At 66.9% G+C, this 26280-nt stretch carries 29 protein-coding genes and 1 tRNA gene; 13 read left to right on the top strand and 17 right to left on the bottom strand.

Going from position 1 to position 26280, the window contains the following annotated elements; translation table 11 throughout:
* Window positions 1-2: 2 nt before the first annotated feature.
* Window positions 3-1124, bottom strand: coding sequence for a Nif3-like dinuclear metal center hexameric protein (locus tag ABDC78_RS16925; RefSeq protein ID WP_178359986.1), 1122 nt, complete (start codon window positions 1122-1124; stop codon window positions 3-5).
* A 76-nt stretch (window positions 1125-1200) separates the two neighbouring features.
* Here ABDC78_RS16925 and ABDC78_RS16930 point away from each other — a divergent pair, with 76 nt between their 5' ends.
* From ABDC78_RS16930 to ABDC78_RS16940, 3 genes are read left to right on the top strand one after another with little or no spacing between them, the layout of a single operon-like run.
* Window positions 1201-1890: an HAD hydrolase-like protein gene (locus tag ABDC78_RS16930; RefSeq protein ID WP_347133112.1), complete on the top strand. Its 690-nt coding sequence runs from the start codon at window positions 1201-1203 to the stop codon at window positions 1888-1890.
* A gap of 52 nt (window positions 1891-1942) precedes the next feature.
* Window positions 1943-2434: a low molecular weight protein-tyrosine-phosphatase gene (locus tag ABDC78_RS16935; RefSeq protein WP_178360307.1), complete on the top strand. Its 492-nt coding sequence runs from the start codon at window positions 1943-1945 to the stop codon at window positions 2432-2434.
* A complete protein-coding gene (locus tag ABDC78_RS16940) occupies window positions 2434-3291 on the top strand; it encodes an SURF1 family protein (RefSeq protein WP_178359984.1) in 858 nt (285 codons plus the stop codon). Before ABDC78_RS16935 ends, ABDC78_RS16940 begins: the two co-directional genes overlap by 1 nt.
* On the opposite strand, the gene ABDC78_RS16945 is transcribed toward ABDC78_RS16940, so the two are convergent.
* A complete protein-coding gene (locus tag ABDC78_RS16945) occupies window positions 3245-4150 on the bottom strand; it encodes a cobalamin biosynthesis protein (RefSeq protein WP_218621029.1) in 906 nt (301 codons plus the stop codon). The genes ABDC78_RS16940 and ABDC78_RS16945 overlap by 47 nt on opposite strands.
* A 121-nt stretch (window positions 4151-4271) precedes the next feature.
* Between ABDC78_RS16945 and ABDC78_RS16950 the strand changes: the two genes are divergently transcribed.
* Entirely contained in the window at window positions 4272-5981 is a 1710-nt protein-coding gene (locus ABDC78_RS16950; RefSeq protein ID WP_178359982.1) for an amidohydrolase family protein, read from the top strand.
* A 17-nt stretch (window positions 5982-5998) separates the two neighbouring features.
* On the opposite strand, the gene ABDC78_RS16955 is transcribed toward ABDC78_RS16950, so the two are convergent.
* Window positions 5999-6475 (bottom strand): TspO/MBR family protein, encoded by a 477-nt coding sequence (locus ABDC78_RS16955; protein WP_178359981.1) that lies wholly within the window; start codon window positions 6473-6475, stop codon window positions 5999-6001.
* A gap of 286 nt (window positions 6476-6761) precedes the next feature.
* Between ABDC78_RS16955 and ABDC78_RS16960 the strand changes: the two genes are divergently transcribed.
* The gene (locus ABDC78_RS16960; RefSeq protein WP_178359980.1) at window positions 6762-7760 is read left to right on the top strand and encodes a light-mediated development protein DET1; all 999 of its coding nucleotides are present in this window, start codon (window positions 6762-6764) and stop codon (window positions 7758-7760) included.
* A 17-nt stretch (window positions 7761-7777) separates the two neighbouring features.
* Window positions 7778-8491 carry a hypothetical protein gene (locus ABDC78_RS16965; RefSeq protein WP_178359979.1) on the top strand — a complete coding sequence of 238 codons (714 nt, stop codon included), beginning with the start codon at window positions 7778-7780 and terminating at the stop codon, window positions 8489-8491.
* Between the two features lie 3 nt (window positions 8492-8494).
* Here the strand turns inward: ABDC78_RS16965 and ABDC78_RS16970 are convergent, their stop codons facing one another.
* The 4 genes from ABDC78_RS16970 to ABDC78_RS16985 form a co-directional block, all read right to left on the bottom strand.
* A complete protein-coding gene (locus ABDC78_RS16970) occupies window positions 8495-9058 on the bottom strand; it encodes a M50 family metallopeptidase (protein ID WP_178359978.1) in 564 nt (187 codons plus the stop codon).
* 181 nt (window positions 9059-9239) lie between these two features.
* Window positions 9240-10064 (bottom strand): hypothetical protein, encoded by an 825-nt coding sequence (locus ABDC78_RS16975; protein ID WP_178359977.1) that lies wholly within the window; start codon window positions 10062-10064, stop codon window positions 9240-9242.
* A gap of 2 nt (window positions 10065-10066) precedes the next feature.
* A complete protein-coding gene (locus ABDC78_RS16980) occupies window positions 10067-10804 on the bottom strand; it encodes a hypothetical protein (protein ID WP_178359976.1) in 738 nt (245 codons plus the stop codon).
* Window positions 10801-11028 (bottom strand): hypothetical protein, encoded by a 228-nt coding sequence (locus ABDC78_RS16985; protein ID WP_178359975.1) that lies wholly within the window; start codon window positions 11026-11028, stop codon window positions 10801-10803. Before ABDC78_RS16985 ends, ABDC78_RS16980 begins: the two co-directional genes overlap by 4 nt.
* 219 nt (window positions 11029-11247) lie before the next feature.
* Between ABDC78_RS16985 and ABDC78_RS16990 the strand changes: the two genes are divergently transcribed.
* Genes ABDC78_RS16990 through ABDC78_RS17000 form a run of 3 tightly spaced genes read left to right on the top strand, consistent with a single transcriptional unit; the run spans window position 11248 to window position 12601 of the window.
* Entirely contained in the window at window positions 11248-11616 is a 369-nt protein-coding gene (locus ABDC78_RS16990) for a hypothetical protein (protein ID WP_218620968.1), read from the top strand.
* Entirely contained in the window at window positions 11613-11891 is a 279-nt protein-coding gene (locus tag ABDC78_RS16995) for a hypothetical protein (protein ID WP_178359974.1), read from the top strand. The genes ABDC78_RS16990 and ABDC78_RS16995 overlap by 4 nt, the downstream gene beginning before the upstream one ends.
* Window positions 11888-12601 (top strand): recombinase family protein, encoded by a 714-nt coding sequence (locus tag ABDC78_RS17000; protein ID WP_178359973.1) that lies wholly within the window; start codon window positions 11888-11890, stop codon window positions 12599-12601. The genes ABDC78_RS16995 and ABDC78_RS17000 overlap by 4 nt, the downstream gene beginning before the upstream one ends.
* A 146-nt stretch (window positions 12602-12747) precedes the next feature.
* On the opposite strand, the gene ABDC78_RS17005 is transcribed toward ABDC78_RS17000, so the two are convergent.
* Both ABDC78_RS17005 and ABDC78_RS17010 read right to left on the bottom strand, forming a co-directional pair.
* Window positions 12748-14358: a terminase family protein gene (locus ABDC78_RS17005; RefSeq protein WP_178359972.1), complete on the bottom strand. Its 1611-nt coding sequence runs from the start codon at window positions 14356-14358 to the stop codon at window positions 12748-12750.
* Window positions 14355-14558: a hypothetical protein gene (locus ABDC78_RS17010; protein WP_178359971.1), complete on the bottom strand. Its 204-nt coding sequence runs from the start codon at window positions 14556-14558 to the stop codon at window positions 14355-14357. The genes ABDC78_RS17005 and ABDC78_RS17010 overlap by 4 nt, the downstream gene beginning before the upstream one ends.
* A 154-nt stretch (window positions 14559-14712) precedes the next feature.
* Here ABDC78_RS17010 and ABDC78_RS17015 point away from each other — a divergent pair, with 154 nt between their 5' ends.
* Entirely contained in the window at window positions 14713-15000 is a 288-nt protein-coding gene (locus ABDC78_RS17015; protein ID WP_178359970.1) for a hypothetical protein, read from the top strand.
* 68 nt (window positions 15001-15068) lie between these two features.
* Here the strand turns inward: ABDC78_RS17015 and ABDC78_RS17020 are convergent, their stop codons facing one another.
* From ABDC78_RS17020 to ABDC78_RS17035, 4 genes are all read right to left on the bottom strand, one after another.
* A complete protein-coding gene (locus ABDC78_RS17020) occupies window positions 15069-15458 on the bottom strand; it encodes a flagellar hook-length control protein (RefSeq protein WP_178359969.1) in 390 nt (129 codons plus the stop codon).
* Window positions 15455-15949 carry a hypothetical protein gene (locus ABDC78_RS17025; protein ID WP_178359968.1) on the bottom strand — a complete coding sequence of 165 codons (495 nt, stop codon included), beginning with the start codon at window positions 15947-15949 and terminating at the stop codon, window positions 15455-15457. Before ABDC78_RS17025 ends, ABDC78_RS17020 begins: the two co-directional genes overlap by 4 nt.
* 314 nt (window positions 15950-16263) lie before the next feature.
* Window positions 16264-18861 (bottom strand): bifunctional DNA primase/polymerase, encoded by a 2598-nt coding sequence (locus ABDC78_RS17030; RefSeq protein WP_178359967.1) that lies wholly within the window; start codon window positions 18859-18861, stop codon window positions 16264-16266.
* A gap of 126 nt (window positions 18862-18987) precedes the next feature.
* Window positions 18988-19203, bottom strand: coding sequence for a helix-turn-helix domain-containing protein (locus tag ABDC78_RS17035; protein WP_178359966.1), 216 nt, complete (start codon window positions 19201-19203; stop codon window positions 18988-18990).
* Between the two features lie 106 nt (window positions 19204-19309).
* Here ABDC78_RS17035 and ABDC78_RS17040 point away from each other — a divergent pair, with 106 nt between their 5' ends.
* Together ABDC78_RS17040 and ABDC78_RS17045 are read left to right on the top strand one after the other, a co-directional pair.
* Window positions 19310-20005, top strand: a complete 696-nt coding sequence (locus tag ABDC78_RS17040) for a hypothetical protein (protein WP_178359965.1) — start codon at window positions 19310-19312, stop codon at window positions 20003-20005.
* Window positions 20002-21387 carry a site-specific integrase gene (locus tag ABDC78_RS17045; protein ID WP_178359964.1) on the top strand — a complete coding sequence of 462 codons (1386 nt, stop codon included), beginning with the start codon at window positions 20002-20004 and terminating at the stop codon, window positions 21385-21387. Before ABDC78_RS17040 ends, ABDC78_RS17045 begins: the two co-directional genes overlap by 4 nt.
* A gap of 74 nt (window positions 21388-21461) precedes the next feature.
* Here the strand turns inward: ABDC78_RS17045 and ABDC78_RS17050 are convergent.
* The 4 genes from ABDC78_RS17050 to ABDC78_RS17065 all read right to left on the bottom strand — a co-directional run bounded on the left by ABDC78_RS17050 (window position 21462) and on the right by ABDC78_RS17065 (window position 23225).
* Window positions 21462-21533, bottom strand: a tRNA-Val gene (locus tag ABDC78_RS17050).
* A 47-nt stretch (window positions 21534-21580) separates the two neighbouring features.
* A complete protein-coding gene (locus ABDC78_RS17055) occupies window positions 21581-22045 on the bottom strand; it encodes a peroxiredoxin (RefSeq protein WP_178360305.1) in 465 nt (154 codons plus the stop codon).
* A gap of 69 nt (window positions 22046-22114) precedes the next feature.
* Window positions 22115-22543, bottom strand: a complete 429-nt coding sequence (locus ABDC78_RS17060; protein ID WP_178359963.1) for a DUF3052 domain-containing protein — start codon at window positions 22541-22543, stop codon at window positions 22115-22117.
* Between the two features lie 103 nt (window positions 22544-22646).
* On the bottom strand, window positions 22647-23225 hold the full coding sequence (locus ABDC78_RS17065; RefSeq protein ID WP_178359962.1) for a hypothetical protein: 579 nt from the start codon (window positions 23223-23225) through the stop codon (window positions 22647-22649).
* Between the two features lie 226 nt (window positions 23226-23451).
* Between ABDC78_RS17065 and aceE the strand changes: the two genes are divergently transcribed.
* Complete coding sequence (gene aceE, locus ABDC78_RS17070) at window positions 23452-26241, top strand: pyruvate dehydrogenase (acetyl-transferring), homodimeric type (protein WP_178359961.1); 2790 nt, start codon at window positions 23452-23454, stop codon at window positions 26239-26241.
* Window positions 26242-26280 lie beyond the last annotated feature (39 nt).

The raw sequence follows: 26280 nt of genomic DNA on the forward strand, positions 1-26280 counted from the left end.
GTTCAGCTTCCTTCGACATTCCATGGGTCGGTTCGCACGTCGGACACTGTCACCGGCAGGGAGTCGCCGAAGTGGTCGCGCAGCAATTGCGCCGCCTGACCGCACCAGGGGTATTCGCTTGCCCAGTGCGCGACGTCGACGAGCGCCACCTCCGACACCCGCCGGTGCTCGTCGGCGGGGTGGTGACGCAGATCAGCGGTGACGTACGCGTCCACTTCGGCGGCCGCGACGTCGTCGAGCAGCGAGTCGCCCGCACCTCCGCACACGGCCACCCGCGACACCGGAGCAGTCGGCTCACCGGAGGCGCGCACCCCCCACGACGTGGCCGGCAGCGCGCCCCGAACTCGGGAAACGAAGGCCGACAGCGGTTCTGGCGTCGGCAGCGTCGCGATGCGGCCCAGGCCCACGCCGCCGGGTGCCGACTGCAGGGCGACGATGTCGAACGCGGGCTCCTCGTACGGATGGGCACTGCGCAGGCCGGCGAGCACCGCGGCCCGCAGCGTGGCCGGCGCCACCATCTCGATTCGATCTTCGGCGACCTTCTCCACGGCGCCCACCGTGCCGATCGCAGGCGAGGCGCCCTCGTGCGGCAGGAACTGTCCGGTACCCGCGACGGTCCAGCTGCACTGCGAGTAGTCCCCGATGTGGCCCGCGCCGGCCGAGAACATGGCGGCGCGCACCGCCGCGGCGTCCGCGGTGGGTGCAAAAACCACCCACTTGTCGAGCTCGGGACCCGCGGGCACCGGGGAGAGCACCTCGGTCACCTCGAGACCCATGGCCAGCGCCAGCGCGTCCGACACCCCGGGCGCGGCACTGTCGGCATTGGTGTGTGCGGTGAACAACGCGCGACCGGTGCGGATCATCGAGTGGATCAGGGAGCCTTTCGCCGTGTCGGCCGACACCGAGTCCACCCCGCGCAGCAGCAGCGGATGGTGTGCCAGCAGGAGGCCGCGGTCGGGCACCTGCGCCACCACGGCGGGTGTCGCGTCGACGGCGATGGTCACCGTCTCGACACTTTCCGACGGGTCTCCGCACACCAGCCCGACCGAGTCCCAGCTCTGCGCGAGCCGGGGAGGGTAGGCCGCATCGAGCACGTCGACGATGTCTGCGAGCCGGACCGTCATCGCATCACCCCGAGACTTGCCACCCCACGACAGTAGTGCGGTGCGACCGACCGCCGGCGTCAGGGACAATGGACCGGTGACTGACACGCTGGAGGGCACCAGGAACTTCGCGCGGGCAGGCCGCGGCGATCTGGTGATCTTCGATCTGGACGGCACGTTGACCGATTCGGCCGAGGGCATCGTCGCCAGCTTCCGCCACGCACTGCAGGCCGTCGGCGCGACGGTCCCCGACGGCGACCTCGTCAGCCGGATCGTCGGCCCCCCGATGCACGTCACCCTGCTCGAGATGGGTCTCGGGGAGCACGCCGACGCCGCGATCGCCGCCTACCGCGCCGACTACACCACCCGCGGCTGGTCGATGAACCGGCCGTTCACCGGGATCCCCGCGCTGCTGGCCGACCTGAGGGCCGCCAGCGTCCGACTGGCCGTCGCCACCTCGAAGGCGGAGCCCACCGCGAGGCGGATTCTCGCCCACTTCGATCTCGACGAGTGCTTCGAGGTGATCGCAGGGGCCAGTGTCGACGGCACCCGCGCATCCAAGGCCGACGTGTTGGCCCACGCGCTGGCACAGCTGGCGCCGCTGCCGCAGCGGGTCGTGATGGTGGGTGACCGTTCGCACGACGTCGAGGGCGCCGCCGCGCACGGTATCGGCACGATCGTCGTGGGCTGGGGCTACGGACGCGACGACTTCACTGCCGCCGACAGCCCCCGCGCCGCAGCCCATGTCGCCAGCGTCGACGACCTGCGGGAGGTGCTCGGTGCCTGATGTCGCCGGCGGACCGGCTTCCGTGCCCGATGTCGCCGGCGGACCGGCTCCGGTGCCTGACCTGCTGCACATCACGTTCATCTGCTCGGGCAACATCTGCCGGAGTCCGATGGCGGAGAAGATGTTCGCCCACCAGATAGGTGAGCGTGGTCTCGCCGACGTCGTGCGCGTGACCAGCGCCGGCACCGGGCACTGGCACGAGGGTGAGCCCGCGGACCGCCGTGCCGGTCAGGTGCTGCGCGCCCACGGCTATCCGGCCGAGCACCGCGCCGCCCAGATGGACGGCGACCACCTGGCCGCGGACCTGGTAGTGGCGCTGGGCCGCAACCACCTGCGGATGCTGCAGCACGAGGGTGTGCCCCCCGAGCGGCTGCGGATGCTGCGGTCGTTCGACCCGCGCTCGGGCGCGCACATCCCCGACGTCGACGACCCGTACTACGGCACCCACGACGACTTCGAGGACGTGTTCGCCGTGATCGAGGCAGCGCTTCCCGGTCTGCACGGCTGGGTCGACGAGCGGTTGGGCGAACGGGCGGCAGGCTGATGTGGCGTCGATGGGGTTTTCTGCTGCGACCGCAGTGGCTGGCGCTCTACGTCGTCGTCATCGCGTTCGCGTATCTCTGTTTCACCGTGCTGGCCCCCTGGCAGCTGGGCAAGAACACCTCGACCTCACGGGAGAACGCCCAGATCGCGCGCTCGCTGGAGGCCGACCCGGTCCCGGTGACGACGGCGCTGCCGCAGCAGGATTCCGCCGCCCCCGAAGAACAATGGCAGCAGGTGACGGCCACCGGGCGATTCCTTCCCGAAGGCCAGGTGCTGGCCAGGCTGCGGGTCATCGAGGCCGATCCGGCGTTCGAGGTGCTCGTGCCGTTCGCGGTCGAGGACGGACCGACGGTGCTCGTCAACCGCGGGTACGTGCGCCCCGTCGCAGGTTCGCAGGTGCCGGCCATCGAGCCGCCACCGGCCGGCACCGTCACCATCACGGCCCGACTCCGCGATCCCGAACCGGTGCCCCCGGGTAAGGACCCGTTCTCCGCGGACGGCATCCAGCAGGTCTACTCGATCAACACCGACCAGATCTCGAACCTGACCGGCATCCCGTTGACGGGCTCCTACCTGCAGCTGGTCGACGGACAGCCCGGCGGCCTGGGTGCCATCCCCCTGCCTCGCCTCGACGCCGGACCGTTCCTGTCCTACGGAATCCAGTGGATCGCGTTCGGCATCATCGCTCCGATCGGCGTCGGCTACTTCGTGTATTCCGAACTGCAGGTGCGTCGCCGCGAGAAAGCGGCCGCCACTGCCGCCACCGAGGCCGCCTCGGCCCGTGACGCCGCCGGGGAACCCGCGGCGCCGCTCACCGCCGAGGAGAAACTCGCCGACCGCTACGGCCGGCGACGCTGACAGCCACCACCACCGCGGCCAGCTGAACGGCCCGCGACAACCGCACCGCGCGCGCGAGGTCGGCGACCTCGGGGACCCGGCCGTCGCCGAGCATCGGACGGATCTCCAACTCGTGCGCGTACTGGGTGGGCCCGCCCAGACGCACCCCCAGAGCGCCTGCGAAGGACGCCTCCGCCACTCCGGCGTTCGGGCTGGGATGTTTGTGCGCGTCGCGGCGCCATGCCCGCAGTGCCGCCACCGGCGATCCGCCGACGACGGGCGCGCACAGGGCGACCAGCACACCTGTCAGCCGGGCGCCGGCGAGATTGGCCAGATCGTCGAAACGGGCTGCCGCCCAGCCGAAGCGGGCGTACCGCGGCGATCGGTTGCCGATCATCGCGTCCAAGGTGTTGGCGGCGCGGTAGACCAGCACTGCGGGGGTGCCGCCCACCGCCGCCCACACGATGGGGCTGACCTGCGCGTCGGAGGTGTTCTCGGCGATCGATTCCAGCGCCGCGCGGGTCAGTCCGGTGGCATCGAGAGCGGCCGGGTCGCGTCCGCACAGCGACGGCAGCAATCGGCGGGCGCCGTTGATGTCTCCGGACTCGAGGAGGCCTGCCATCTGTTCGCCGGTCCGGCACAGTGTCGTTCCGCCCAACGCGATGAACGTCGCCGCCGCAACGGTCGCCGCCTCACGCAGCGCACCGCGCCGGCCGCCGACTCCCTCCGCGAGGGCACCAACGGCGGCCACGGCGACAAGCAGTCCGGTGGTGTGAGCCACCCCGGCGGCCCGGCTGTCGGAGTAGCTGTGGCGTTCCACGGCCGCCGCGCCGGTGCCGAACAGTGCCACCGGATGCGCACGCCGGGGGTCACCGAACATGAGGTCGGCCACGACACCGGCGACGATTCCGACCGCACGGCCGCCTGCTGAAAACACCACGGCAGCGTCTCACAGATCAATTCGCCGAATGGCAGGTGGATCGGGTGTCAGACTGTCCCCCATGGGGGATCTGATCTTGACCGCAAACACCATCATCACCATGGACGACGACGTTCCACGGGCCCGGGCGGTGGCGGTATCCGGTGACACGATCGTGGCAGTGGGCAGCCTCGAGGACTGCCGAGCGGCGCTTCCCGGCGCGGAAATCGTCGACACCGGCGCCGCCGCGCTTGCACCGGGATTTGTTGAGCCACATGGTCATCCGCTGATCAGTGGGGTCGCCACCCAGGCCCCGGCCCGGTCGATCGCACCGTGGGACGCCCCCACCTGGGCCGACGTGCAGAAGGTGTTCGCCGATGCGATCGCCCGCACCGATCCCGCCACGCCACTGTGGTTCGCCGGCTACGACGCGCTCCTGCACGGCCACCCGACACCACACGCCGACGAACTCGACGAGATCTTCGGCGACCGCGTCACGGTGATCACCGACAACTCCGGACACGGCGTGTACTTCAACACTGCGCTCATCAAACTCCACGGCTGGGACACCGACCCTCCGGAAGATCCGGTCGCCTCCCACTTCGGCCGCAACGCCGACGGTTCGCTCAACGGCCAGGGATTCGAGTTGCCGGTGGTCACCGCAGTGACCATGCCACTGATCATGCAGATGGGTGACCCACTGCTGTCGGGCGCCCACTACTACGCGCTGATGTCGCGGGGCGGTTACACCTCGACTTCCGACATGACCTATGACCCCAAGTTCGCCGCCGGCTACGAGGCGCTGGCCGCCGCACCGTCATGCCCGCTCCGGGTCAGCATGTGGGAGATGTCGATCACCGATACCTACTCCGAGCCAACCACTTTCGGCGCCGGTGAATCCTGGCTGACCAAGGCCGGCGTCAAGCTGTGGACCGACGGCTCACCGTGGGTCGGCAACATCGCGATCTCGTTCCCCTACCTGGACACCGAGGCCACCCGCACCGCAGGCATCGACCCGGCCGTCGCGGGCGGCGCCCACTCTATGAACTACTCGCGCGCGCAGCTCGACGAGATCCTCGACCACGCCGCCCCCAAGGGTTGGCAGATGGCCTTCCACGCCAACGGCGACCTCGCGCTGGACCTGGCATTGGATGCCTACGAGGACGCGCTGAACAGATACTCCCTGCTGGGCACCGACCACCGCTGGCGCCTGGAGCACTGCGGCGCGGGGACCCGCGCGCATTTCGACCGGGCGGCGCGGCTGGGGGTGCACGTGTCGATGGCGCCGTTCCAGTACTACTACTGGGGCGAACTGCTCGACGGCGCAATGTTCGACTCCGAGCACGGTGCCCGATGGGCGGCCTTCGCCGACGCCGTCAACTCAGGCGCGTGCGTGTCGCTGCACAACGACGGATCGGTCTCGCCACCGACACCGGTGATCAACATTGCCACCGCGGTCACCCGGCTTACCCGCAACGGCACGGTGCACGGACCCGAGCAGGCGATCTCGCTGGATCAGGCCTGGCGGGCCCAGACCATCAACGCCGCGCGCACCCTGCATCGCGAGAACCTCGTCGGGTCGATCGCCCCGGGCAAGCTCGCCGACTTCGTAGAGCTGACCGCCGACCCGTGGACGGTGGAACCGTCGGCGATCATCGATGCGGTCAGGGTGGCGGGCACCTGGCTGGGCGGTCACCGGGTGGATCTCGACGAGTTCCTCACCGCGGTGGGCGGGGGCGACAACAGCGAGCACGCGCACCTCGCGGAGCGGAAAGCCAAGGGCTGCTGCTGAATCGGTCGCGTCGCCCGTTATGAGCCGGCCTGCGACGCCACTGTTCGGCCGCCGCCGCCCGACGGGTTGAGCCGCCAGAGCCGATACGCCCACGGAACGTCGTACAGGACCACGTACGCGGTGTAGGGCAGCAGTATCCACCGGGATCGCCGGTCCCTCCAGACCGATCGCTGCAACCCGGCGATCGGCAGCAGGAACGCCAGTAGACCGACGAAGGCAGCACGCGTGCTCCGACGCCCGAAAAGCAGCCCGTTCCACGCTTCGTTCCCGACCAACACCGTCACCGCCCATCCCACCGTGCCGGCGCTGCGCCGGTCGATGCCACGAGCTAGGACCACTCCCATGACCAGGTAGTAGATCGCTGCGACTGCAACAAATCCCGGCATCGGCAACTGCCAGCGTGGCGTCGTCAACCCGCGGAACCAGGTGATCGCCTCCTTGCCCACGAAGGCATTGCCCAACACGGCAGCAGCCGCAGTCACTGCGCCGCTCACGACCGCAGGACGCGTTCTCACAATCAGCAGAGCCTAACGCTCGCACGTTTCCCTCGTGGGCGCGGACGGTATCGAACCGCCGACCGCTGGTGTGTAAATGCCCGAACACGCGTTCTATGCGTGTCGTGTTGTGACGCTCTGTGCCCATATGTGCAGATCAAAGGGTGGCAAACGTCCAACCTGTACATTTGCGTATCAGCCTGTTGGTCCGCGTCTTGGCAAGTTCTTGGCAATACGGGGGGTCTGATCGAACAGGTTTGCTGACGACGGAGGCCAGATATGTCCTGTGAATACTGACGACCGGAAGCCGGTCCAGCACATCAACGCTGTGATGCGCAAGGACGCTGACCTTCCCGAACGGGTGATGCTTCACGAACGCGACGGCAACATCGTCTATGTCCGGTGTGTCGACCCGTGCGATACGGACCAAGATCCGGCACCTGTGCCGCTCTTTGACGGCGACCAGCTTTGCGTGATGGTGCACCTGTCTCACGTGAGCCTCCACATGTCGGCTGCAGGCACCCACGGGTACATGATGCCGCTGCGGATCGTTTTGGTGCGAAGGGAACCAGGCAAGGTCGTCGCCAGAACGCTCCGATTCAGTGAGCCCGACGACGGAAGCCGGGTGCACGTCGCTCCTGGCGATTCTGTCGAGGTACAGGTCACACTTGAACTCGACGCGGTCGACGAGTTCGAGTCGCAGGGGAATATCGGTTACGTGCCAGTGACACCGGTTCTCTTCACGTGGCTGGCTGCCGCTTCTCAGTCGGACACCGATCAGCGGCGGCGTTATCTACTCGCCGCAGCGCGGCGGTTGGACCTCGCCCAGTCCTTGTTTCAACGAGTTGAGGAGCTGCGACAGAGCGACCCCGAGGGCGCGCCTGCAGTCAGACGTGCCGTTTTCGAGATGGTCGGCGCCGTTGAGCTGGCGGTGGTTTCGCTGAGCCGTGCTGTGGACATGTCCAGAAGGGCTGGCGCCGAGCTCGGAACCACTGCCACCGTCCCCTCAGCGATCTCAGCGCACTTCGCGACGGTCACCGCGATACGTCACGCTTACGAGCACATCGAGGAGCGTGCACTGGGCAAGGTGCACGGCAATCCCCACCGGGACGCGCTGACCATCTTCGCTCACGACAGTGTCGTCCGAGACGGCGTGATCACGTATGGCTCACATCGGCTTGACCTCGCAACAGACGTGCCGCAGATCATCGCGGCAACCCGACAGTTCCTCAAGACTGCCGCGGGCGAAGCACTACCGCCGGTGACGACGGATATCACGCTGTAAAGGCTAGATTCCCCCAAATGAGCGCACTTTCTGACTTCCTGACCAACGCCACCGCCCCGTGGTGGAGCGTCCCCGCGAGCACGATCTTGGGCACCGGATTGGGTGGCTTGATCTCGTTTCGTTCGGCGAAGCGCACCGCCGAGACCAACCAGCAGGCCCAAGATCGTCGGGACGCCCGCGAACAGGTGCGCGAGATAGCGGTTCGGCTGCTCAACGAGGCCAACGCACTGGCGGTCAGCAGCCAGAACCTCAAAGAGACGGCTGGCGGTTTGAGGGAGGTATTCGAGGCTGCGGTGCAGGGGCGCCCTCCCGAGGAGATCAGGGCCAAGCTCAGCACCCTGTCGTTGTCAGGCATTGGCGCGGGCGGCAAGGCTGGTCTCCTGCTCAACCTACTGCGAATGTCCGGCACGCTCGAAGAAGATCTCACGCGACTGATGACGATCCTCAACGAACTGCAGTTGGTGGCCGATGAAGACACCGCCCAGAAGGCGGTGAGACTCACCTACGCGGCGCTGGCTCGCAAGGTCGTCGGCCCGGGACCCAAGGAACTGGTGAAGGCCGCCAACGCCGCCTACGAGACAGCGTCGGTCGAGTTCGTCAACGCTGCGCGCGCCTATGCGGGCCTACCGGCGCAGACCGCAGGCATCAGGCTCGACCAGGACGAGCTGCGCGCCATGTTGAATTTTCCGACCAAGCCCAGCTCACCCGAAGAGCAGCAGGAACAGCAGTAGGAGTTACACCGTAGCCATAGCTTTCGACTTCAACGGTCGCGGCCTCGGGGTCCCGCCGCTGGCAATCATCGCGAGCTTAGCGCCTGCGGTTGCGCCGTCGTCATCAGTGATGCCGAGTGCGGCTAGGACGTCGTCGTGACCGATCTCGTGACCGGCGAAGATCTTCGCGGCCAGCGTCCCAATCGGGCGCCAGCGTCGCCGCACGACCGGGAGCGCCTCCCAGAGCTGTTCGTCGGCCGAGGCGTGCGAGTGCAGCGCGGCCAGTCGCAGTTCCTCGCGGTCGCTGTTGCCGAGGTATCGCTCGAGCTGGCGCGCGGTGGGTATGTCGCCGTGACCGAAGATCGCCGCCGCTGCCGGTCCCGCTGCGGCGACCAGAGCACGGCGATAGCGGCTGCGGTCCTGTTCGAAACTGGTGTCGGTGAACTCGCAGATCCCGTCAGTGCCGTTGTCTGTCAGGCGCGCTCGCTCGACGGTGCCGCCGTTGAGGACGCCGACGACGGCGTGCGTCGCCTCGTGCACCGCCAGTCCAAGGCGGTCTCGCTCGGCCTTGGTCAGCTGATAGGCCATCTGCCAGCACTCCTCTGTTTCCGGGTACCGCCGAGGGAGGCAGGCGGTCGTCGTGGTGGCGGCGCGGTCCACGGCCTGCCCACCGCCACCACGGCGCCGCTCCCGTCACCGTCTGCGGGAGACTGCGACGGCCTCGTTGATTGCCGCAGCCTCCCGCAGACGGTGCGGTTGCCGTGAGAGCTCACGGGGTGATCTCCGCGGCGCCCATGACCGCTTCGTAGCCGACGATCACCGAGCGTTCGGCGATCACCACGAACTGGTTCAGCGTGTGCTGGATCGCTTCGCGGGTCTTGATCTCGTCGCGCCAGCCGTAGGTCTGGCTGGTCCCGATCAGCGTGTCCCCCAACGGGGTCGCGTAGCCCGCACCGAACACCCACCGATGACCTGCCGGGGTGCGCAGGACGCCCGGCGTGGCCGGGTCGCGCACGATCATCCGCCGGTCCTCGGCGACGGCCAGCATGCTGACGCGGGCGTGCACGAGCCCGACCGTGCCAGTGGCCGCGAAGGCTTCCTCCAGGTGCGCCACCGCAGTCACAAGGTTATCGACGGCGGTCGGCGTCGGTGCATCGGCGAGCAGTCGGGTCGCGAACTGCGTCTCGACGGCAAGCGGCTCGCGCAGGGCGAAGGTCTGTTGCGCTATCTCGATTGCCTGAGCTCGGTCTAATGGGCTCAGGTTTCCGCAGTTCTGGAGTCGATTCGAGGCCCAAACCGTTTGGGCTTCGAACGGGTCGGGGTCGTCGTCCTCGACCGCCGGCCCGGTCTTGAGGTCGTCCTCGGGGTCCAGGTCGTCAGGATCTACGCACCACGGCGCGCCCCAAACGCCGAACGCCGAGGTGGGGCCGTGGTGCGAGGAGGTTAGCCGGAACTGCACGCCCTCGGGAAGCCACCGCCGTGCCTCATCGGGGGTGGTGGTCTCGATCCACGCGGTGGCCGCGTCCAGACCGAGCGGGTGGACCGGTCTGGTCAGCGGAGCTGTGAACTCGACGGGCAGCAGTGCTGATGTCATTTCTATGCCTCGATTCCGAGTTTGCGGAGGCTGGCGCGCGTGGCCTGGGTGCGGGTCTGCGCCGGCCGCGGGCGCCGGGCTGCGGCGTGTTCGGCTTTCTCGATACGGATCTCCAGTTGCCTTGCGGCGGTGTCGACTTCACGCAGGAGGTCACACAGCCTCTCTGATCGCGACACCGCGCCCCGCAGATCAGGGTCTCCGGGTCGCCGGGAGCGGGCTAGCAGGTCAGCCAGCGGCGTGCTGTAGTGCTGTGCCATCTCGACCAGATCGGTTGCCCAAGTCCTGGTCCTGATCTCGTCGGCGTCGACCTGCGGGACCGCCGGCCGCGGTGCGAGGTCCACCAGATGGCGCACCGCCTGCTTCTGGCTCGCCGAATCCAGGTGCCCAACCTCCCGTGCGATCCGCTCTGCAGCGTCGATCTCGGCCAACCATCCCACGACGGTGGACACCAGTTCGCCGTGGACGGCGTCGACAAGATCGCGGACGAGCGAGGGGAACGCCATGTGCAGCCCATTGCACCGGGCAGCGCGGCGGGCCAACGGCATGCAGATGTCGGAGATCTCAGCGGCGAGGTCGAACTCCCCGTTGTAGACCACCGGCAGACCCGCGCGGCGCCGGGTGCGGAGCTCGGCCTGAGGCAGAGGTGGCGGTGCCGCTGCCCCTTTTGCCGCAATGGTCTTCTCCGCGGCGCGGGCTTTCGAGAGCCGCGGTGTCGGCCGCCGTTCGGTTCTGGTGCTCATGCGGTCACCGCCTGGTGCGCATGCTTGAGCATGTCGGCCAGCGCGTCGACATGCTGGGGCGCCAGCAGCTCTCGTTCGCGGTCCACGACCCGGCGGACTCTCCACCACGCCAAGGCGGCGAGACATTCGATGATCCGATCGTCATCGTCGGGCACGCCGTGAGCTTTGAGCCCCGCGTGCCGGGCCTGCCATCGAGCGGGTGACATGTCGGATGGGTCGATCATGAGACAACTGTACTGTGCTGAGCGGCAGGGATGCTCGGCATTCTGGCTTCGGGCGTGTCCTTAGTGCCTCATCGGAAGGCATTGTGGTGCAACGTATTTGCAGAGAACAGTAGGCAGAGTCCTGGGATTCGGAGTCCGAAAATGGGAAAATTTTGGGCACGGTTGGCCTCCCGTACCTGTTAGCTCTGCCGCGCTGGAGGCGAACGGTATTTTCAGGGCATGCCTTACACCAATCGTTCGAATGCTGTTAGTGGACTGCCTATTACGTTCGTGCCCGCCGCGCCAGCGGTCCCGATGACCACCGCACAATCTGTTTGCCATGGCCCTGAACTGAGAGGAACCACCGCCATGTCCGTCGTCTATCACGTCTATGACACCTGCGCCCCCGCCATCGTCAACGATGACTATTCCGCCTTCGATCTGCATCAGGACCCTGACGCCGATTACGAAAGGGTCTCTGCCTTTGTCGAGATGGTCGGGTACCTCTGCGATGCCGGCCGAGTCAGCAAGGCCGGCTACTGGGAATGCGAAGCATGTGACCAGGTGTGCATCGGCGGCTCGGCTTACGCGCTGGAGACCGTGGCATGAGCGCGCCTCGGTACCGCCACGCCGCCCGCACCGGCAACCGCGGTTCACGATGGATGGACGTCCGCTATGCAGGAACCTGCAAGGTCTGCGGCGCGGCAATCGCCGCGGGCGAGCGTGCGTTCTGGGACGCCGCCGCACGGACCGTCACCTGCTGGTCGCTGGCGTGCTGCGAGGCCGATGGGCTGACTCGCCAAGAATGGCAGGGCTCCCCGGTGTCCGGTGGATATGTCAGCGTCCGAGCCGACCGGCGCATCGGATCGGGGCTGGCCCGATGACCGCCCAGCGCCGCCGACCCCGCACCGCCCCGGCCGGGACCGTCGTGGCCTACCTGCGGGTCTCGACTGACGAACAGGCCGCGTCCGGTGCGGGCCTTGTGGCCCAGCGCGCCGCGATCACCGCCGAGGCCGCACGCCGTGGCTGGACCATCGTGGGCACATACTCCGATGAGGGCATCAGCGGCGCCAAGGACGTGCACCAACGCCCCGGCCTCGGCTACGCAATCGAGCTGATCGAGTCCGGTCATGCCTCGGTGCTGATGGTCGCCAAGACCGACCGCGTCGCCCGCGGACTGCGGACCCTGCTCGATGTCATAGACCGGGTTGAACGCGCCGATGGGGCGGTGGTCTCGGTCGACGGCACGATCGACACGTCCTCTGCTGCGGGGAGATTTCAGACTCAGATCATGGGCAGCGTTGCCGAGCTGGAACGCGCACTGATCAGCGACCGCACCAAGGCAGCGTTGGCCGTGAAGAAGGCACAGGGGGTGCGCCTCGGTCGGCCGTCATCGCTGCCCCGTGAGGTAGTCGAGCGCATCATCGGCGCCCGCGAGTCGGGCATGTCGTTGCCTGCCATCGCCCGCGGCCTGGTCGCCGAAGGCGTGCCTACCGCACAAGGCGGCGCCAAGTGGCACCCGTCGACCGTTCGCGCGGTGCTGCATTCGCAGGACGCCGCGCACCTTCGGGCCGAGGCTGTCGCCGCCATCTGACTTCTCTTGCTGCACCTTAGACAACTGGACAGTGAGCCCCCAAAGCGGCGATCAGCACCGGGCGCCGACATGGGCAGGCCTTCTTTCGCGACGGGACCGATCGCGCGCGTCATTAGCGCAACGTCGGTCCCGTCACGCAGCCTCGATCAGAAGCCGCGACGGGTCGTCCGCTGGTACCCGAGCGGGTCGTAACCACCGTCAGAGATACGCCGGGTCAACCGACTGTTGATCGGCGTCACCGGGGCCAGGCCCGGCCGTCGTCCCAGGCGCGCTTCGATTGGTGATCGGGTGTCGGCACGGTCGCGTAGGCCGCCGTGAGCGGCTGGGTTGGTGAACGTGACCCGACCCGCGAGCGAGTGCACCAACACGTCGTGCGCGACGACCAGGGCGGCAACCTGATCCGGCTGATGCTGCCCGGCTTGCCAACCCACGGCGGCGTCCTCCAGATCGGGAAGGTGACCTGCGATCCGGGCGGTCCCGACCTCTAAGCCCTGGATCAACGCGGCGCTTCTGGCCAGCGCGTCACCACCGCCCCGACCGGAACCCTTCGGCGGCCAACTGGACACTGTGATCGGGCGCGTGATCTTGTAGCGGCTCAGCGCATCCTTGACCACGCGCACGTAGGTCTCGCGCGCTGCGAATCCCTCGACCGCAATCTCACTGGCACCCGTGTCGACAGCCAGACTCACCGCCGCGGTAGCCCACTGCTCGGACGTCATCGGCGCGGACTGGTCGGCAATGACCGCCACGGTGCCGTCCGAGGCAATCGACGCCGCCACGATCCCGCACGAATCACCCGACCCCGAGTCGGACGGATCGACCCCGACCACCGTCTTGATCGGACGCGGTGGGGCGGCCGGCATCCTCCAGTTCTCCAACCAATCCGCGCGGATCAATGTGCCCGCGGGAGTCGACGGGACACCGAGGTATAGCGCCGCCCACGCCCGTGATCCCACCGCCCGCTGGATCTCTTGGAAGTCCTCGACCGTGCGCTCACCGAGCGCGGTGGTCATCCCGATGCCGGGCGCGCGGTCCAGGGCGTCGGGCACGCCCGCCGTCGAGATCGCTGGCACGTTGATGTGCTGCCAGCGGCTACCGTCCTCGGCCATCAGCTCGCCAGAAAGGTCCAGCTCTGCCCAGCGGGTGGCCACGACCAACACCGAAGCTCCTGGATGGAGCCGGGACAGCAGCGAGGCACGGAACTCGTTGCTGAGTCGACGCCGATACGCCGCCGAATCCGCTTCGACCGAGTTCTTAATCGGGTCGTCGATGATCAGCAGATCGGCACCAAACCCGGTAGCGCCGGAGAGGATTCCGCCAGCGAGCAGACCGCCGCGTGCGTTGGCGAGCTGCCAGCGGCCGACGCTGGCCTTATCGGTGGATAGCGAGATCCCCAACAGCTCCCCGTGATCCTCGATCAGACGCCGGGCTGCTCTCGAATGTTCTTCCGCGAGCGAGTCCGAGTACGAACGCAAAATGATCATCGCGTCCGGGTTCGACGCCAGCGCGAACACCGTCCCGACCTGAGACGTCAGCACACTCTTTCCGGTCCTTGGCGGCGTCGAGATGATGTACCGCCGGTCAGGGTTGGCGACGGCGTCGGCGATGGCATCGCTAATCAGCGCAATGGTCGGAGTGATCCGGTAGTTCGGGATCATCCGCTTCGCCAGCTCGGCCGGGGACGCCGGCCGACGACGGGACCGCGCCGAAACCAGCGCGCGAGCGCCGATGACTTTAGACAACGCCGTGGTTTTCATGCCACCCCACCGAGCGCGTGCAGCGCGTCCCATGCGGTGATCCAGCAGTGACCGCACACGCAGCGGTAGGAGGCGACGACGGCCCGTCCGCCCTCCCACTGAATCGACTCGGGATCGGTGAGCGTGTCCGTCCGTGCGCGACCGGATCGGTCAGCACATGCAGCGCAGTAGTCAGCGAGGCCCAACTGTGTCCCGGTCATGTCTTCGCTCCCATCAGATGTTCGAGCAGTTGGTCCGATCCAACAACATGGGCATGCACTGACCCGGCGACGAACTACGAAACGGAGACGCGGACGAGCAACAGACCTTATGGTTTGCTGTGGGCACACTGTCGTCGAATACGGGGAGGCAATCGTGAAGGTCCGACTGGCCGTTGTCATTGCCGCGATGGCTGCAACCGGTATCGGTGTCGCCGCACCGGCCAGCGCGTGGCCGACGCCGCCGCCCCCGGGGTGCGAGCAGCGCCCAATGGTGTCCTACTGCGACGGGCCAGTTCAAGCAGACGGGTCATGGCAGCGGTGCTTCGATAACCAGCCGATGTGGAATCAAGGTGTCGGCTACATCGGCGGGTCGAACTGCTATCAGACGGGTCCCGGCCCCGATAGGTACCCGTGGGCACCGCAGTACCACATCGGTTCATAAGTCATACTTGCATCGCCGACCGACGACTCTACCTAACGAACTCTGCAGAGTCCCAACAGGTTTCGCCGCTAATCGGCCGTGAGCTCCGCGTCAGAGTAGCCGGAAGAGGGGCTGTGTGGCCCACTCGCTGACGAACTGGCGTCGGTAGGCCCATCGGGACCGCTGGCAGCCTCCGAGGGCTCCACAGCGCCCACAGCCCCGTTCTGCTGTTCCCGGCGTCGAATCACCGCCTGCCACTCTCCGAGTTCGTCAGCCGACAGGGCACCGAGGGCAATGGACTGCCGGGTGATGTCCCGGTGGAGATCCCAGAGTGGGTCGCCGTCGCCGACCACGGTTCCGAACAGGTTCTTGCACTCGTCGGCGACGGCCTGGTCCAGCTCGGCCGGCGACAGCCGGCCCTCGGCGGCGTCGCGCGCGACGGCTGCCGCCGACTTGATCACGTCCTCGGTGGTCGTCATGGTTCGATCACTTCCCCCTCAATCACAGCGCCGAGCGCCGGTTGTGCCTGCGGTTGCCGCGCAGCCAATGCCAACAGTTCCGATTCCATTCGGTCGATGATCGCCGAGGCCGAGGCAGACACGGTCACGTCGACCTGTTGGGCGACGGGCACATTGAGCCCGTTCAGCTTCGCCATCTCCGAGGTGGTGTTGCGCAGCTCCCGCATCAGCGGCACGAGTCGGTCGTCGTCACCGCTCGCGCGTGCTTCGAAGATCCGTTCGGCGAGGATCTGCGACGAGATCTGTAGACGCTCGGTCGCCGACCTCCGTGCGCCTTCGACGGTCTCGGGTGGCGTCCGGTCCAGGTACCGATTCACGGCCGACTGCGCGGCTCCTGCGCTGCGGTACCCGAGGTGGTCGGCGAGTGCTCGCCAGGTGTAGCCGAGCGAGCGCAGCCGGAACGCTTGCTCGGCTCGGGCTCGACTGTCTCGATGCGGCATCACGGGGGCCATGTACGTAATTAATACCCATGAGCGATGCAGCGAGGGCGCTCGCGCGCATTTCGTGCACCCGATCCGCAGCTCCCGTCCACCCGACCGGGGGGTCCGACGGGTCCGACGGGTCCGACGGTCTTACGGCCGGAATCGGTCCAACCAGACAATGCCGTCTCCCACGGCAGAGTCTCTGACCTGCATAAACAAAAATAGAATGGTTCTTTTGGGGACACGGGTGTTCGTCGGAGTCGGAGTCGGACCCTTGGCGCTCAACACCCGTCGGACCCGTCGGACTCCCTGTCGGACCCTGCCCGACGGTTCATCAGTTGTGCTTACCCGACCAGCTCGACGAACACAGCACCACTGTCACCTTCTGTTCGCCGCACGCGACCGGTTGCCACGAGCTGCGCCAGCCCGGCATCAGCGTCAGCCGTCTGCTCCGAATTGAACTTCGCGCGGATGCCCTTCTTGCCGGTCCAGCGATGCGGCCCCGGTCCTCGCTCGATCAGATAGGCGACGATGCGAGCCGCTGCGCGGCCCTCTGGAGTGGCGCGCGCTTCGTCGTCCTCGATGGACCGCGCCAAATCGGCTGCCCGAACGGCACTTTTGACCTTGGCCTGCCGGGAGCGGCGGTCGGCTTGAGCCAGCCGGGTGATCGCGCACGAAGTGTCGTACATGGTTTCAGCCAACTGCCAGTCGTCCTCGGTAACGATCAGCCGGTCGGTCTCGTCAGTCTCAGAACGACCGTCGAGTACCGCAAGCAGCGCGGCGATACGGGCCACCATCGCGACTCGTTGCGATTGGATCGAATCGTCAGCGTCGTCGTCATCATCGGCCAGCCACCCGTTCATGTGCTCGGCGTCGATACGACCACGCAGCGTGTCGCACAACCGCAGTCCGACACTCGGCACGGCAATGCGCAACGGGCCGGGGTCAATCAAGGCGGTCATGTGCTCGGCGGTGGCGACGCGATGATCGGGCCGCGACCAGGCGCACAGGAACCGCTGCGGAGTATCCAGCTCCAACTGTTCGGCGGTCAGGAGGTCAGCCATTGACGTCAGGTGGAAACCGACGATCATGCCCAGCGCGTAGGTTCCGGCTGGCACGAAACGGTACTTCTCCTCGTCAGCGTTGCTCTGACCTATGGCCGAGCCGGACCATGCCTCGCGCATCGTCTCGCCGACCGTGCTCTTGGAGTCGAGAATGTGCTTCACCAATCCGGCGCCTTCGTCGGTGGTCATCAGCGCGTTGGTCCGCACCCTCGCCCGTGCTTTGATGGGCTTGCCTGTGACGGGATTGGTCTGCTGGACCTTGCCGTAATACATCTCCGCGATGCCCTCCCCGGTGCGCACCTTGCCCTCTTTCGGAAAGTCGTCACCGAGCGCCCACCGCACTGGGCTGCGGTCGTCGTTGTCCTTGGCTGCGTCGTTTGGGTCCATCGGCCAACCCAGCTCGAACGAGGCGATGACCGTCGATCCGCTCACCGCCGAAGTCTTGCCCTTGCCGGTTCGAGAAACGAGCGCGGCGAACAGATTGAGCGGGAGCGACTGCATGATGCCGGTGTCGACGCGCACGCCGGGCGGGATGCGCGACGACAGCCGAGCCATCACGCAAACCAGCGCGGCGTCGGGTGCTGCGCGTTGGGACAGGGCCGCATCGCGGATGTGTCGCAACGACTCCCGAGACTCCCAGAACTCCGGCGGATAGGTGACAGCGGACCCGGTTGCCGCACCGATGGCGGTCGGGTCGTCATCGCACTGGTCGGCATCGAGTTTCTGCGGCTCGTCGTGCAGGTCCAGGGCGCTCATAGCGGCTCCTAGGTTGTTCTCGTAGTGGATCGCCGCGACAGCTTGCAGGCGAGTGACATTGCCGGTCCCACCGTGAGATTCCAGGCAGCAATCGAACGGATCGACGCCGTGGTCAGTCCACAAGTGCAGCGGTGGGTCCGGTGAGTCGGAGAACACCGCGCAGCCCGGCCCGTGAGCGGTCGCCGACCTTGGCGAGCTGTGCGGCCCTGGCGCGGTCCAGACGTCGCACCCGCAGCTGTCCGGCTTGCCGGTGTTGGTCCAGTCGGTGTCGGCCAGGATCTCGTCCCAGGTGATCGTCGACCCCCACGCGGCCACGGGCCCGTCATGTGCGGCCCTGTCCTGGCTGTGCGCGGCTCGCTCAGCATGAGCACGGCCATGCTCGACGATCCTGCCCCGCAGCCAGTCCGGCAGCTCTGCGACCGCACCTACGGCCTTGTAGATGCCCTCTTTCCGAGTCGACGGTGGGACGAGCACGTAGCGCCGGTTCCAGAGGACGCTGTAGCCGTCATCGGGGCTCGACTTCATCGCGCCAAGGGTCGTGGGCAGCTCGATGTCCTCGGGCACATCGAAATACCAGTGCCCGCCGTCGCAGTGCACCATCTCGCCGGCCGCGTTGCGCGCCCCCGGCGTGCTGACCGTGGCAGCGTCGCTGACACCATCGGCCAGAGCCGCGGAAACCTCAGCCGGCGTGTCCGCGTCGATGACGACCAGGCCGCTGGCACCGACCTCGATGCCGATGTTCACCGCGGCCGGCTCGGTCATCTGGTTGTCGTCGAACGTGGAGAACAACCTGACGTACTCATCGAGATAGCGGTCCAGCGTGCTGACGTCGCCAGTCGCCAAGGCGAATCCGGAGTCGCTGCGGGCCTTCTTCCAGTCCGGGCGTCCAGCCTCTCTTGCCTCGCTCTGGGCGGCTTTGTCGTCGGCGTTGCGCTGACGGGCAGTCCGCATGTCGGCCGGCTTCTTTGTCCCCGGATAGACGAACAGCACCGCGAGACCAAGGTTGCTCAGTCGGTGCAGGTAATCGCGCACGGCGGCGTGATCGCGGTTGTCGGGAGCCTCGTGCAACGCCGCCGTGAGCTGTTCTGGGCGAGTGCCTCTGCTATCGCCTACATTGGACATGGCATTCCTTTCGCGGGGGATGTGTTGTTGCGGTGACAGCACCGGCTCGGCAGAGGCTTCCGAGCCGGTGCGCTTTTTCTGGTGGGTTTTCAGTCAGTCATGTTGCGGCGCATGGCGATTCGCGTGCTACTCCCCCGTGAGCATCCGCAGCAGCGCAGCACTCGGAACCCGTACGCGGCGCGGGCCAAGCTTGATCGTCGGCAAGCGGTCTTCTCGCGCCATCGCATACGCATAGGTCCGAGAGACTCCGAGGTATTCACCGGCACGCTCGACGCTGACAGTCGGCGGCCCGCTGCGCAGTGCGTCGAGCGTCAGCGGTTCGTGTGCGGTCTGTGTATCCATGTTTCGAGAGTGCCTGTTAACGTGGCGAATGTTCAACCTATAAAGCCGCCGCGTCGCTGCCAGGCTGTGCACGAGGTGGCGAAGTATCTAAGGAGGTCCGCGAGCCGTGAGCAGCACACCGGAATCACAGCGCGGCGACGTTGCTTTCGTCGGTTTTGCCGACGACCCTCCGGCGGGCAGCCGACGCAAGCAGCGAACACCGAAAACCGATGAGCGGGTGAAGATCCGGCTGCACGGCTATCCGTACGATTTTCTCGTGCGGGTCGCCACCGCAAGGGGGTCCGAACCCACGCTTGCCGAACTGACCATCGTCGCCGACCATCCGGACAGCCACCCGGTCGATTACAAGGCGCTGCGGTCGGTGCCTGCGCGTCGCCTCGCCTACTCCGCCCGGCAGTGGATCGCCCGCGCTGGCGGTACGTTCGCCATGCCAGACGACTACCGCAGGGACTCCGCTCAGCCGGAGAACGCCGACCCGAGACTGACTGAGTTGCACTGGCGCATCGAGCAGGCCGTGATGGAAGGTCTGCCGGTTCGCGAAACCATCGCCCAAGACCTGCATGTTGGCAAGCGCACGGTTGACCGGATGATCGCCAAGGCCCGTGCCCTCGGCCTGCTCGACGGCGTCGAGATACCCAAACGCCCATCACCGCGGCAGCGCGACACACTGCGCGCCCGCCACCTGGCCGAGCTTTGGCTCTCCGAGAACGACCGCGACGAAGAACCACCGCCCGACCTGCTCGCCGAAATTGCGGCCCTGCGGGGCGAAACCACCGACGAAGACCAGGAGGCCGACCGATGACCGCTGACCCGCAAGCCAAACGCACCCGGCGTGCCGAGCCGATCACTCTTCACGAGGCAACGAACGGGACCAAGAGTTACTGGTTCGTCGTGGACACCGGCACCCGCCCTGATGGGAGTCGCGATCGTCAGCGATTCACCTATCGGACCAAGGCCGAGGCGCAACGCGAGTATCGACGCATCACGACCGAGGTTGCTTCGGGCACCTATGTGCGCCGCCACAGGGTCACCGTCGCCGAGTTCCTGACCGAATGGCTCGACAGTCGTCGCAAAATCCGGCCGGTGACACTGGCCGGGTACCGACACGCACTCAAGCCCGTGGTCGAGCACCTCGGGTCGACCGCGTTGCAGCACCTCGAAACTCGCCACGTCGATGAGCTGGTGACGCTACGCCTGAATGGTCAGCCCGTCGCCCAGAGAGACAAGCGCGGCAAGAGGTCGGCCGAGGTGCTCGACCACCTGCGGGCGCAGCAGGGCGGTGCTACGTATGGCGAGCTGTACGCGACGTTTGGCAATGCCGGCATCAAGGCACTCGATCGTCTAGTGGCCTCCGGTGATGTCCTTCGCCCGAAGCGCGGGCACTACGTGGCGGCGCGGCCCGCCGACGAACCACGCCCGAAAGTCGCGGGTGGGGTCAGCGCACGCACCGTCGTCACGATGCTGGTCGTGTTCTCCTCGGCGCTCGACGACGCCGCCAAGCGTGGCCTGGTCGTGCGCAACGTCGCACGCCTCGTCGACCGGCCCAAGCTGGAACGCCGAGAGATGGCGACGTGGACACTTGAACAGGCCGCAACGTTCCGCAAGTATGTGCGCGCCGACCGGCTGCACGCCTGCTGGCTGTTGACGCTGGCCGGTCTGCGTCGCTCCGAGGTGCTCGGGCTGCGATGGGCAGACGTCAGTCTCGACGCCGCCACCATCACCGTCGCTCAGGGCCGCGTCGTGGTCCCTGGCGAGGGCACCATGACCGGAGACCCGAAGTCTCACCGCTCCCGACGGATACTGCCGATGCCCACCGACGTCATGGCCGCGCTGCGCGGGCTCAAGGCATCCCAGGCCGCAGAACGGCTGGCCTTCGGCGAGGGGTACGCGGACACCGGTCTGGTCGCGGTCAACGCGGACGGCTCCCCCATCCGGCCAGAGACCTACTCGGGGGATTTCTCCCGGCTGGCGAAAGCCGCTGGAGTTCCGGCGATCCGGCTGCACGACGTTCGACACACCGCCGCGACCGTGATGCTTGGCAGCGGCACCGACGTCGCCACCGCGGCGAAGTGGCTCGGCCATGATCCGGCGATGACGTTACGGGTCTACGCGCATCCGCAAGATAGTTCGCTGGCGTCGGCGGGAGCGGTGCTGTTTGGCGCTACGCCGAAATCTCTTGGCTAGTTCTTGGCAACTCGGGGGTTCTCCTTTTCCGGACAATCCCGGCCGTTACCTATCCTGAGCTGCGATTATTTCGGTGGGCGCGGACGGTATCGAACCGCCGACCGCTGGTGTGTAAAACCAGAGCTCTACCACTGAGCTACGCGCCCGATCCCGGGCAGGTTACCTGCCGATGACCTGCGACCGGAAATCCATCTCAGCCCGACCGCAACGCCGCGAGCGCGTGCGACCACACCGTCTGATCACGGACCTCGCCGGGTTGCTTGCATTCGGCGAACCGGATCAGCCCGGAGCGGTCCACAGCGAAGGTCCCCCGATTGGCGAACCCGGTGTCGTCGTTGAACACGCCATAGGCCTGACTGACAGCACCGTGCGGCCAGAAGTCGGACAGCACCGGGAAGGTGAAGCCACGCTGGGTGGCCCACACCTTGTGGGTCGGTGACGGTCCCACCGAGATGGCCAGCGTTGCGGTGTCGTCGTTGACGAAGTCGCCCGGGTGATCGCGGATGTCGTCGAGTTCGCGGGCGCAGATGCTGGTGAACGCAAGGGGGAAGAACACCAGCAGCACGTTCTTGGCGCCAGAAAACGAACTCAGCGTCACCGGCTGGTTGTTCTGGTCCTTGAGCGTGAAGTCCGGTGCGCTGCCACCGACAGCCAGCACGCCCTTTACCGCTGCCGTCTGCTCTTCGCGCAAGCGCTCATCGCCGTCTTCTGCTCTTCGCGCAAGCGCTCATCGCTGCTTGGTGATTGCCTTCGCCTTCGGCTGCACCAGGCGACTGGCGATCCAGTCCCCCAGATTGGCCGACGACGTCTGCATCAGACCCGCGGTCGGCGCCGACTCCGCGATGTCGGCGGGTTGTACGTGCCCGGGGTGGCCGGTCTTGGGAGTGACCACCCAGATGACACCGTCATCGGCAAGCGGGGTGATGGCGTCCATCAGGGTGTCGACGAGGTCGCCGTCCCCGTCACGCCACCACAGCAACACCACGTCGATGACTTCGTCGGAGTCCTCATCGAGCAGGTCGGCGCCAGAAGCGTCCTCGATGGCGAACCGGATGTCGTCGTCGGAGTCCTCGTCCCAGCCCAACTCCTGCACGATCTGATCTTTTTCGATGCCCAACCTTTGGGCGTAGTTCGGGGGGTCACCCGCCGAGACCACCTTCGGTCCTCCTTCAGCCAACCTTCGACTCACTGTGTGCTGTGCCATGTTCTCGCCCTATCGTCGCACGCCGGGCTACAAGCGCGAACGTGTGATGGCAGGTTCACCGGTATGCCGCGTCGCATCGGTCCAACGCGGCGGTCTTGGAATCGTTCAACAGGGTGATCCCGGCGTTGAATTCTTCGGTCCCGTAATTGCCCGCGATCGCGGTCGCCACCGCCCGCGCCGCATCCACCCAGCCGTTGAGCGAGTCCCGCAGTTCAGGAGCCAGGCGATCGGAGATGGTGCCCGCGACCAGGTCCGCGCTGAGGTTCAGTGCGTCCACCGCCGGGCCCGCGGTGCGCCCGATGTCGGCAGGGTTGGAGTTGGACGCGGCGACGTAGGCGTTGACCGCGCCGATGGCGTCTGCGCTGCTCGAACTCATCGCCTCGCAGGCTGCCTCGACCGCCTCGGCGCTCAGCGATTCCTGGCGTTCGGACTCGCGCGCGCTCGAACTCGCCGCAGACTCCTCGATCGACGCCGTCACCGATGCCCGGTACAGCGGTGCCTCGCCCTCCGCCACTGCGGCGTCTCCGTCGGTGACGTTGGTGCAGCCGACGACGATCATCGCGAGGACGGCCACGATGCCGGTCAAGAAGGCGGCGCACCGCGCGCGGGGCGCGCTCAGCCAACCCGTCAGCACGGTGCAGACGTTACCGGTTCACCTGCCCGCCCATGGTGCCGATCGGGCCAGTCCGCCGCACTAAATGCAACCTGGCACACCCGGCAGTGCGGATGGGGCAGGATTAGACAAGGATGGAGCCCACCGCTCACATGAGGAGCGGACAGGGACATCGCACGCGAGACGCGAGGAAAACCCACTTCGCGGATTGCGTCAGCATGTACACCGCCTAACAAGGAGCGGAAAGTTGACCACCGAGTTCGTGCGCCAGGATCTGGCCCAAAACTCCAGCAGCACAAGCGAACCCGATCGTGTGCGGGTGATCCGGGAAGGTGTCGCGTCGTACCTGCCCGACATCGACTCCGACGAGACCGCCGAATGGTTGGAGTCTTTCGACCAACTGGTAGAACGGTCCGGACCTGCGCGTGCGCGCTACCTGATGTTGCGCCTCCTGGAACGCGCCGGCGAGCAGCGGGTGGCGATCCCCGCCTTGACCTCGACCGATTACGTGAACACGATCCCCACCGAACTGGAGCCCTGGTTCCCCGGCGACGAGGACGTCGAACGGCGCTACCGCGCGTGGATCCGGTGGAACGCCGCGATCATGGTGCACCGGGCACAGCGTCCGGGAGTCGGTGTAGGTGGCCATATTTCGACCTACGCATCGTCGGCCGCCCTGTACGAGGTCGGCTTCAACCACTTCTTCAGGGGCAAGTCGCATCCCGGCGGGGGTGACCAGATCTTCATCCAGGGGCACGCCTCCCCCGGCATCTACGCCCGCGCGTTCCTGGAGGGCCGGCTGTCCTCGGATCAACTCGACGGGTTCCGCCAGGAACACAGCCACGCCGGTGGCGGGCTGCCGTCCTACCCGCATCCCCGCCTGATGCCCGATTTCTGGGAGTTCCCGACGGTCTCGATGGGGCTGGGCCCGATGAACGCCATCTACCAGGCGAGGTTCAACCACTACCTGCAGGACCGCGGCATCAAGGACACCTCCGCCCAGCATGTGTGGGCATTCCTGGGCGACGGCGAGATGGACGAACCGGAGAGCCGCGGCCTCATCCAGGTCGCCGCCAACGAGGGCCTGGACAACCTGACCTTCGTCGTCAACTGCAACCTGCAGCGCCTCGACGGCCCCGTCCGCGGCAACGGCAAGATCATTCAGGAACTGGAGTCGTTCTTCCGCGGTGCCGGCTGGAACGTCATCAAGGTGGTCTGGGGCCGCGAGTGGGATGCCCTGCTGCACGCCGACCGCGACGGTGCCCTGGTCAACCTGATGAACACCACCCCTGACGGTGACTACCAGACCTACAAGGCCAACGACGGCAGCTACGTGCGCGACCACTTCTTCGGTCGCGACCCGCGGACCAAGGCTCTGGTGGAGCCGATGACCGATCGTGAGATCTGGAACCTCAAGCGCGGCGGGCACGACTACCGCAAGGTCTACGCGGCGTACCACGCTGCGATGGAGCACAAGGGCCAGCCCACCGTGATCCTGGCCAAGACCATCAAGGGCTACACCCTCGGCAAGCACTTCGAGGGCCGTAACGCCACGCACCAGATGAAAAAGCTTGCGCTGCAAGACCTCAAGGACTTCCGCGACAGCCAGCGGATCCCGGTCAGCGACGAGAAGCTCGAGGAGAACCCGTACCTGCCGCCGTACTACCACCCCGGGCCGGAAGCTCCCGAGATCCGCTACATGCTCGACCGTCGTCGCGCGTTGGGCGGGTTCCTGCCCGAGCGCCGGACCAAGGCCAAGGTCCTGAAGCTGCCGGGGCGCGATGCCTACAAGGCGCTGAAGAAAGGGTCGGGCAAGCAAGAGGTGGCCACCACCATGGCCACCGTGCGCACGTTCAAGGAACTGCTGCGCGACAAGGAGATCGGCCATCGAATAGTTCCCATCATCCCGGACGAGGCCCGCACGTTCGGGATGGACTCGTGGTTCCCGAGCCTGAAGATCTACAACCGCAACGGCCAGCTGTACACCGCTGTGGACGCCGAGTTGATGCTGGCCTACAAGGAGAGCGAGATCGGCCAGATCCTGCACGAGGGGATCAACGAGGCCGGCTCGACGGCATCGTTCACCGCGGTCGGCACGTCCTACGCCACCCACAACGAGCCGATGATCCCGATCTACATCTTCTACTCGATGTTCGGGTTCCAGCGCACCGGCGACGGGTTGTGGGCCGCGGCCGACCAGATGGCTCGCGGCTTCGTCCTCGGCGCCACCGCAGGCCGCACCACGCTGGTCGGTGAAGGTCTGCAGCACGCCGACGGGCACTCACTGCTGCTGGCCGCCACCAACCCGGCCGTGGTGGCCTACGACCCTGCGTTCGCCTTCGAGATCGCCTACATCATCGAAAGCGGTCTGCAGCGGATGTTCGGGGAGAACCCGGAGAACATCTACTTCTACATGACGATCTACAACGAGCCCTACGTCCAGCCGGCCGAACCGGAGGGCATCGACGTCGACGGATTGCTGCGCGGCATCTACCGCTACCAGCAGGCCCCTGAGAAGAAGACCAACTCCGCGCAGATCCTGACCTCAGGCGTCGGCATGCCGTCGGCGCTCAAGGCGGCGGAACTGCTGGCCGACGAGTGGGACGTGGCCGCCGACGTGTGGTCGGTGACCAGCTGGGGTGAGCTCAACCGCGACGGTGTGGCGATCGAGAAGGAACAGTTGCGCTACCCCGACCGGCCGGCCGCGACGCCGTACATCACCAAGGCGCTTTCCGATGCCACCGGCCCGGTGGTGGCGGTGTCGGACTGGATGCGGGCAGTGCCCGAGCAGATCCGGCCGTGGGTGCCGGGGACGTACATCACGCTCGGCACCGACGGGTTCGGGTTCTCCGATACCCGGCCCGCCGCCCGGCGCTACTACAACACCGACGCCGAGTCGGTTGTCGTCGCGGTGCTCGAAGGGCTGGCCCGGGACGGGAACATCGACATGTCGGTGGCAGTCGAAGCGGCCCGTAAGTACGAGATCGACGACGTGATGGCCGCGCCCGAGCAGACGTCCGACCCCGGAGTCGCTTGACGTTGGCAGCGCTTGGAGGAATTGGCCAAAAGCAGGCGT

It is taken from the genome of Mycobacterium sp. DL, assembly GCF_039729195.1.
Lineage (GTDB): Bacteria > Actinomycetota > Actinomycetes > Mycobacteriales > Mycobacteriaceae > Mycobacterium > Mycobacterium hippocampi_A.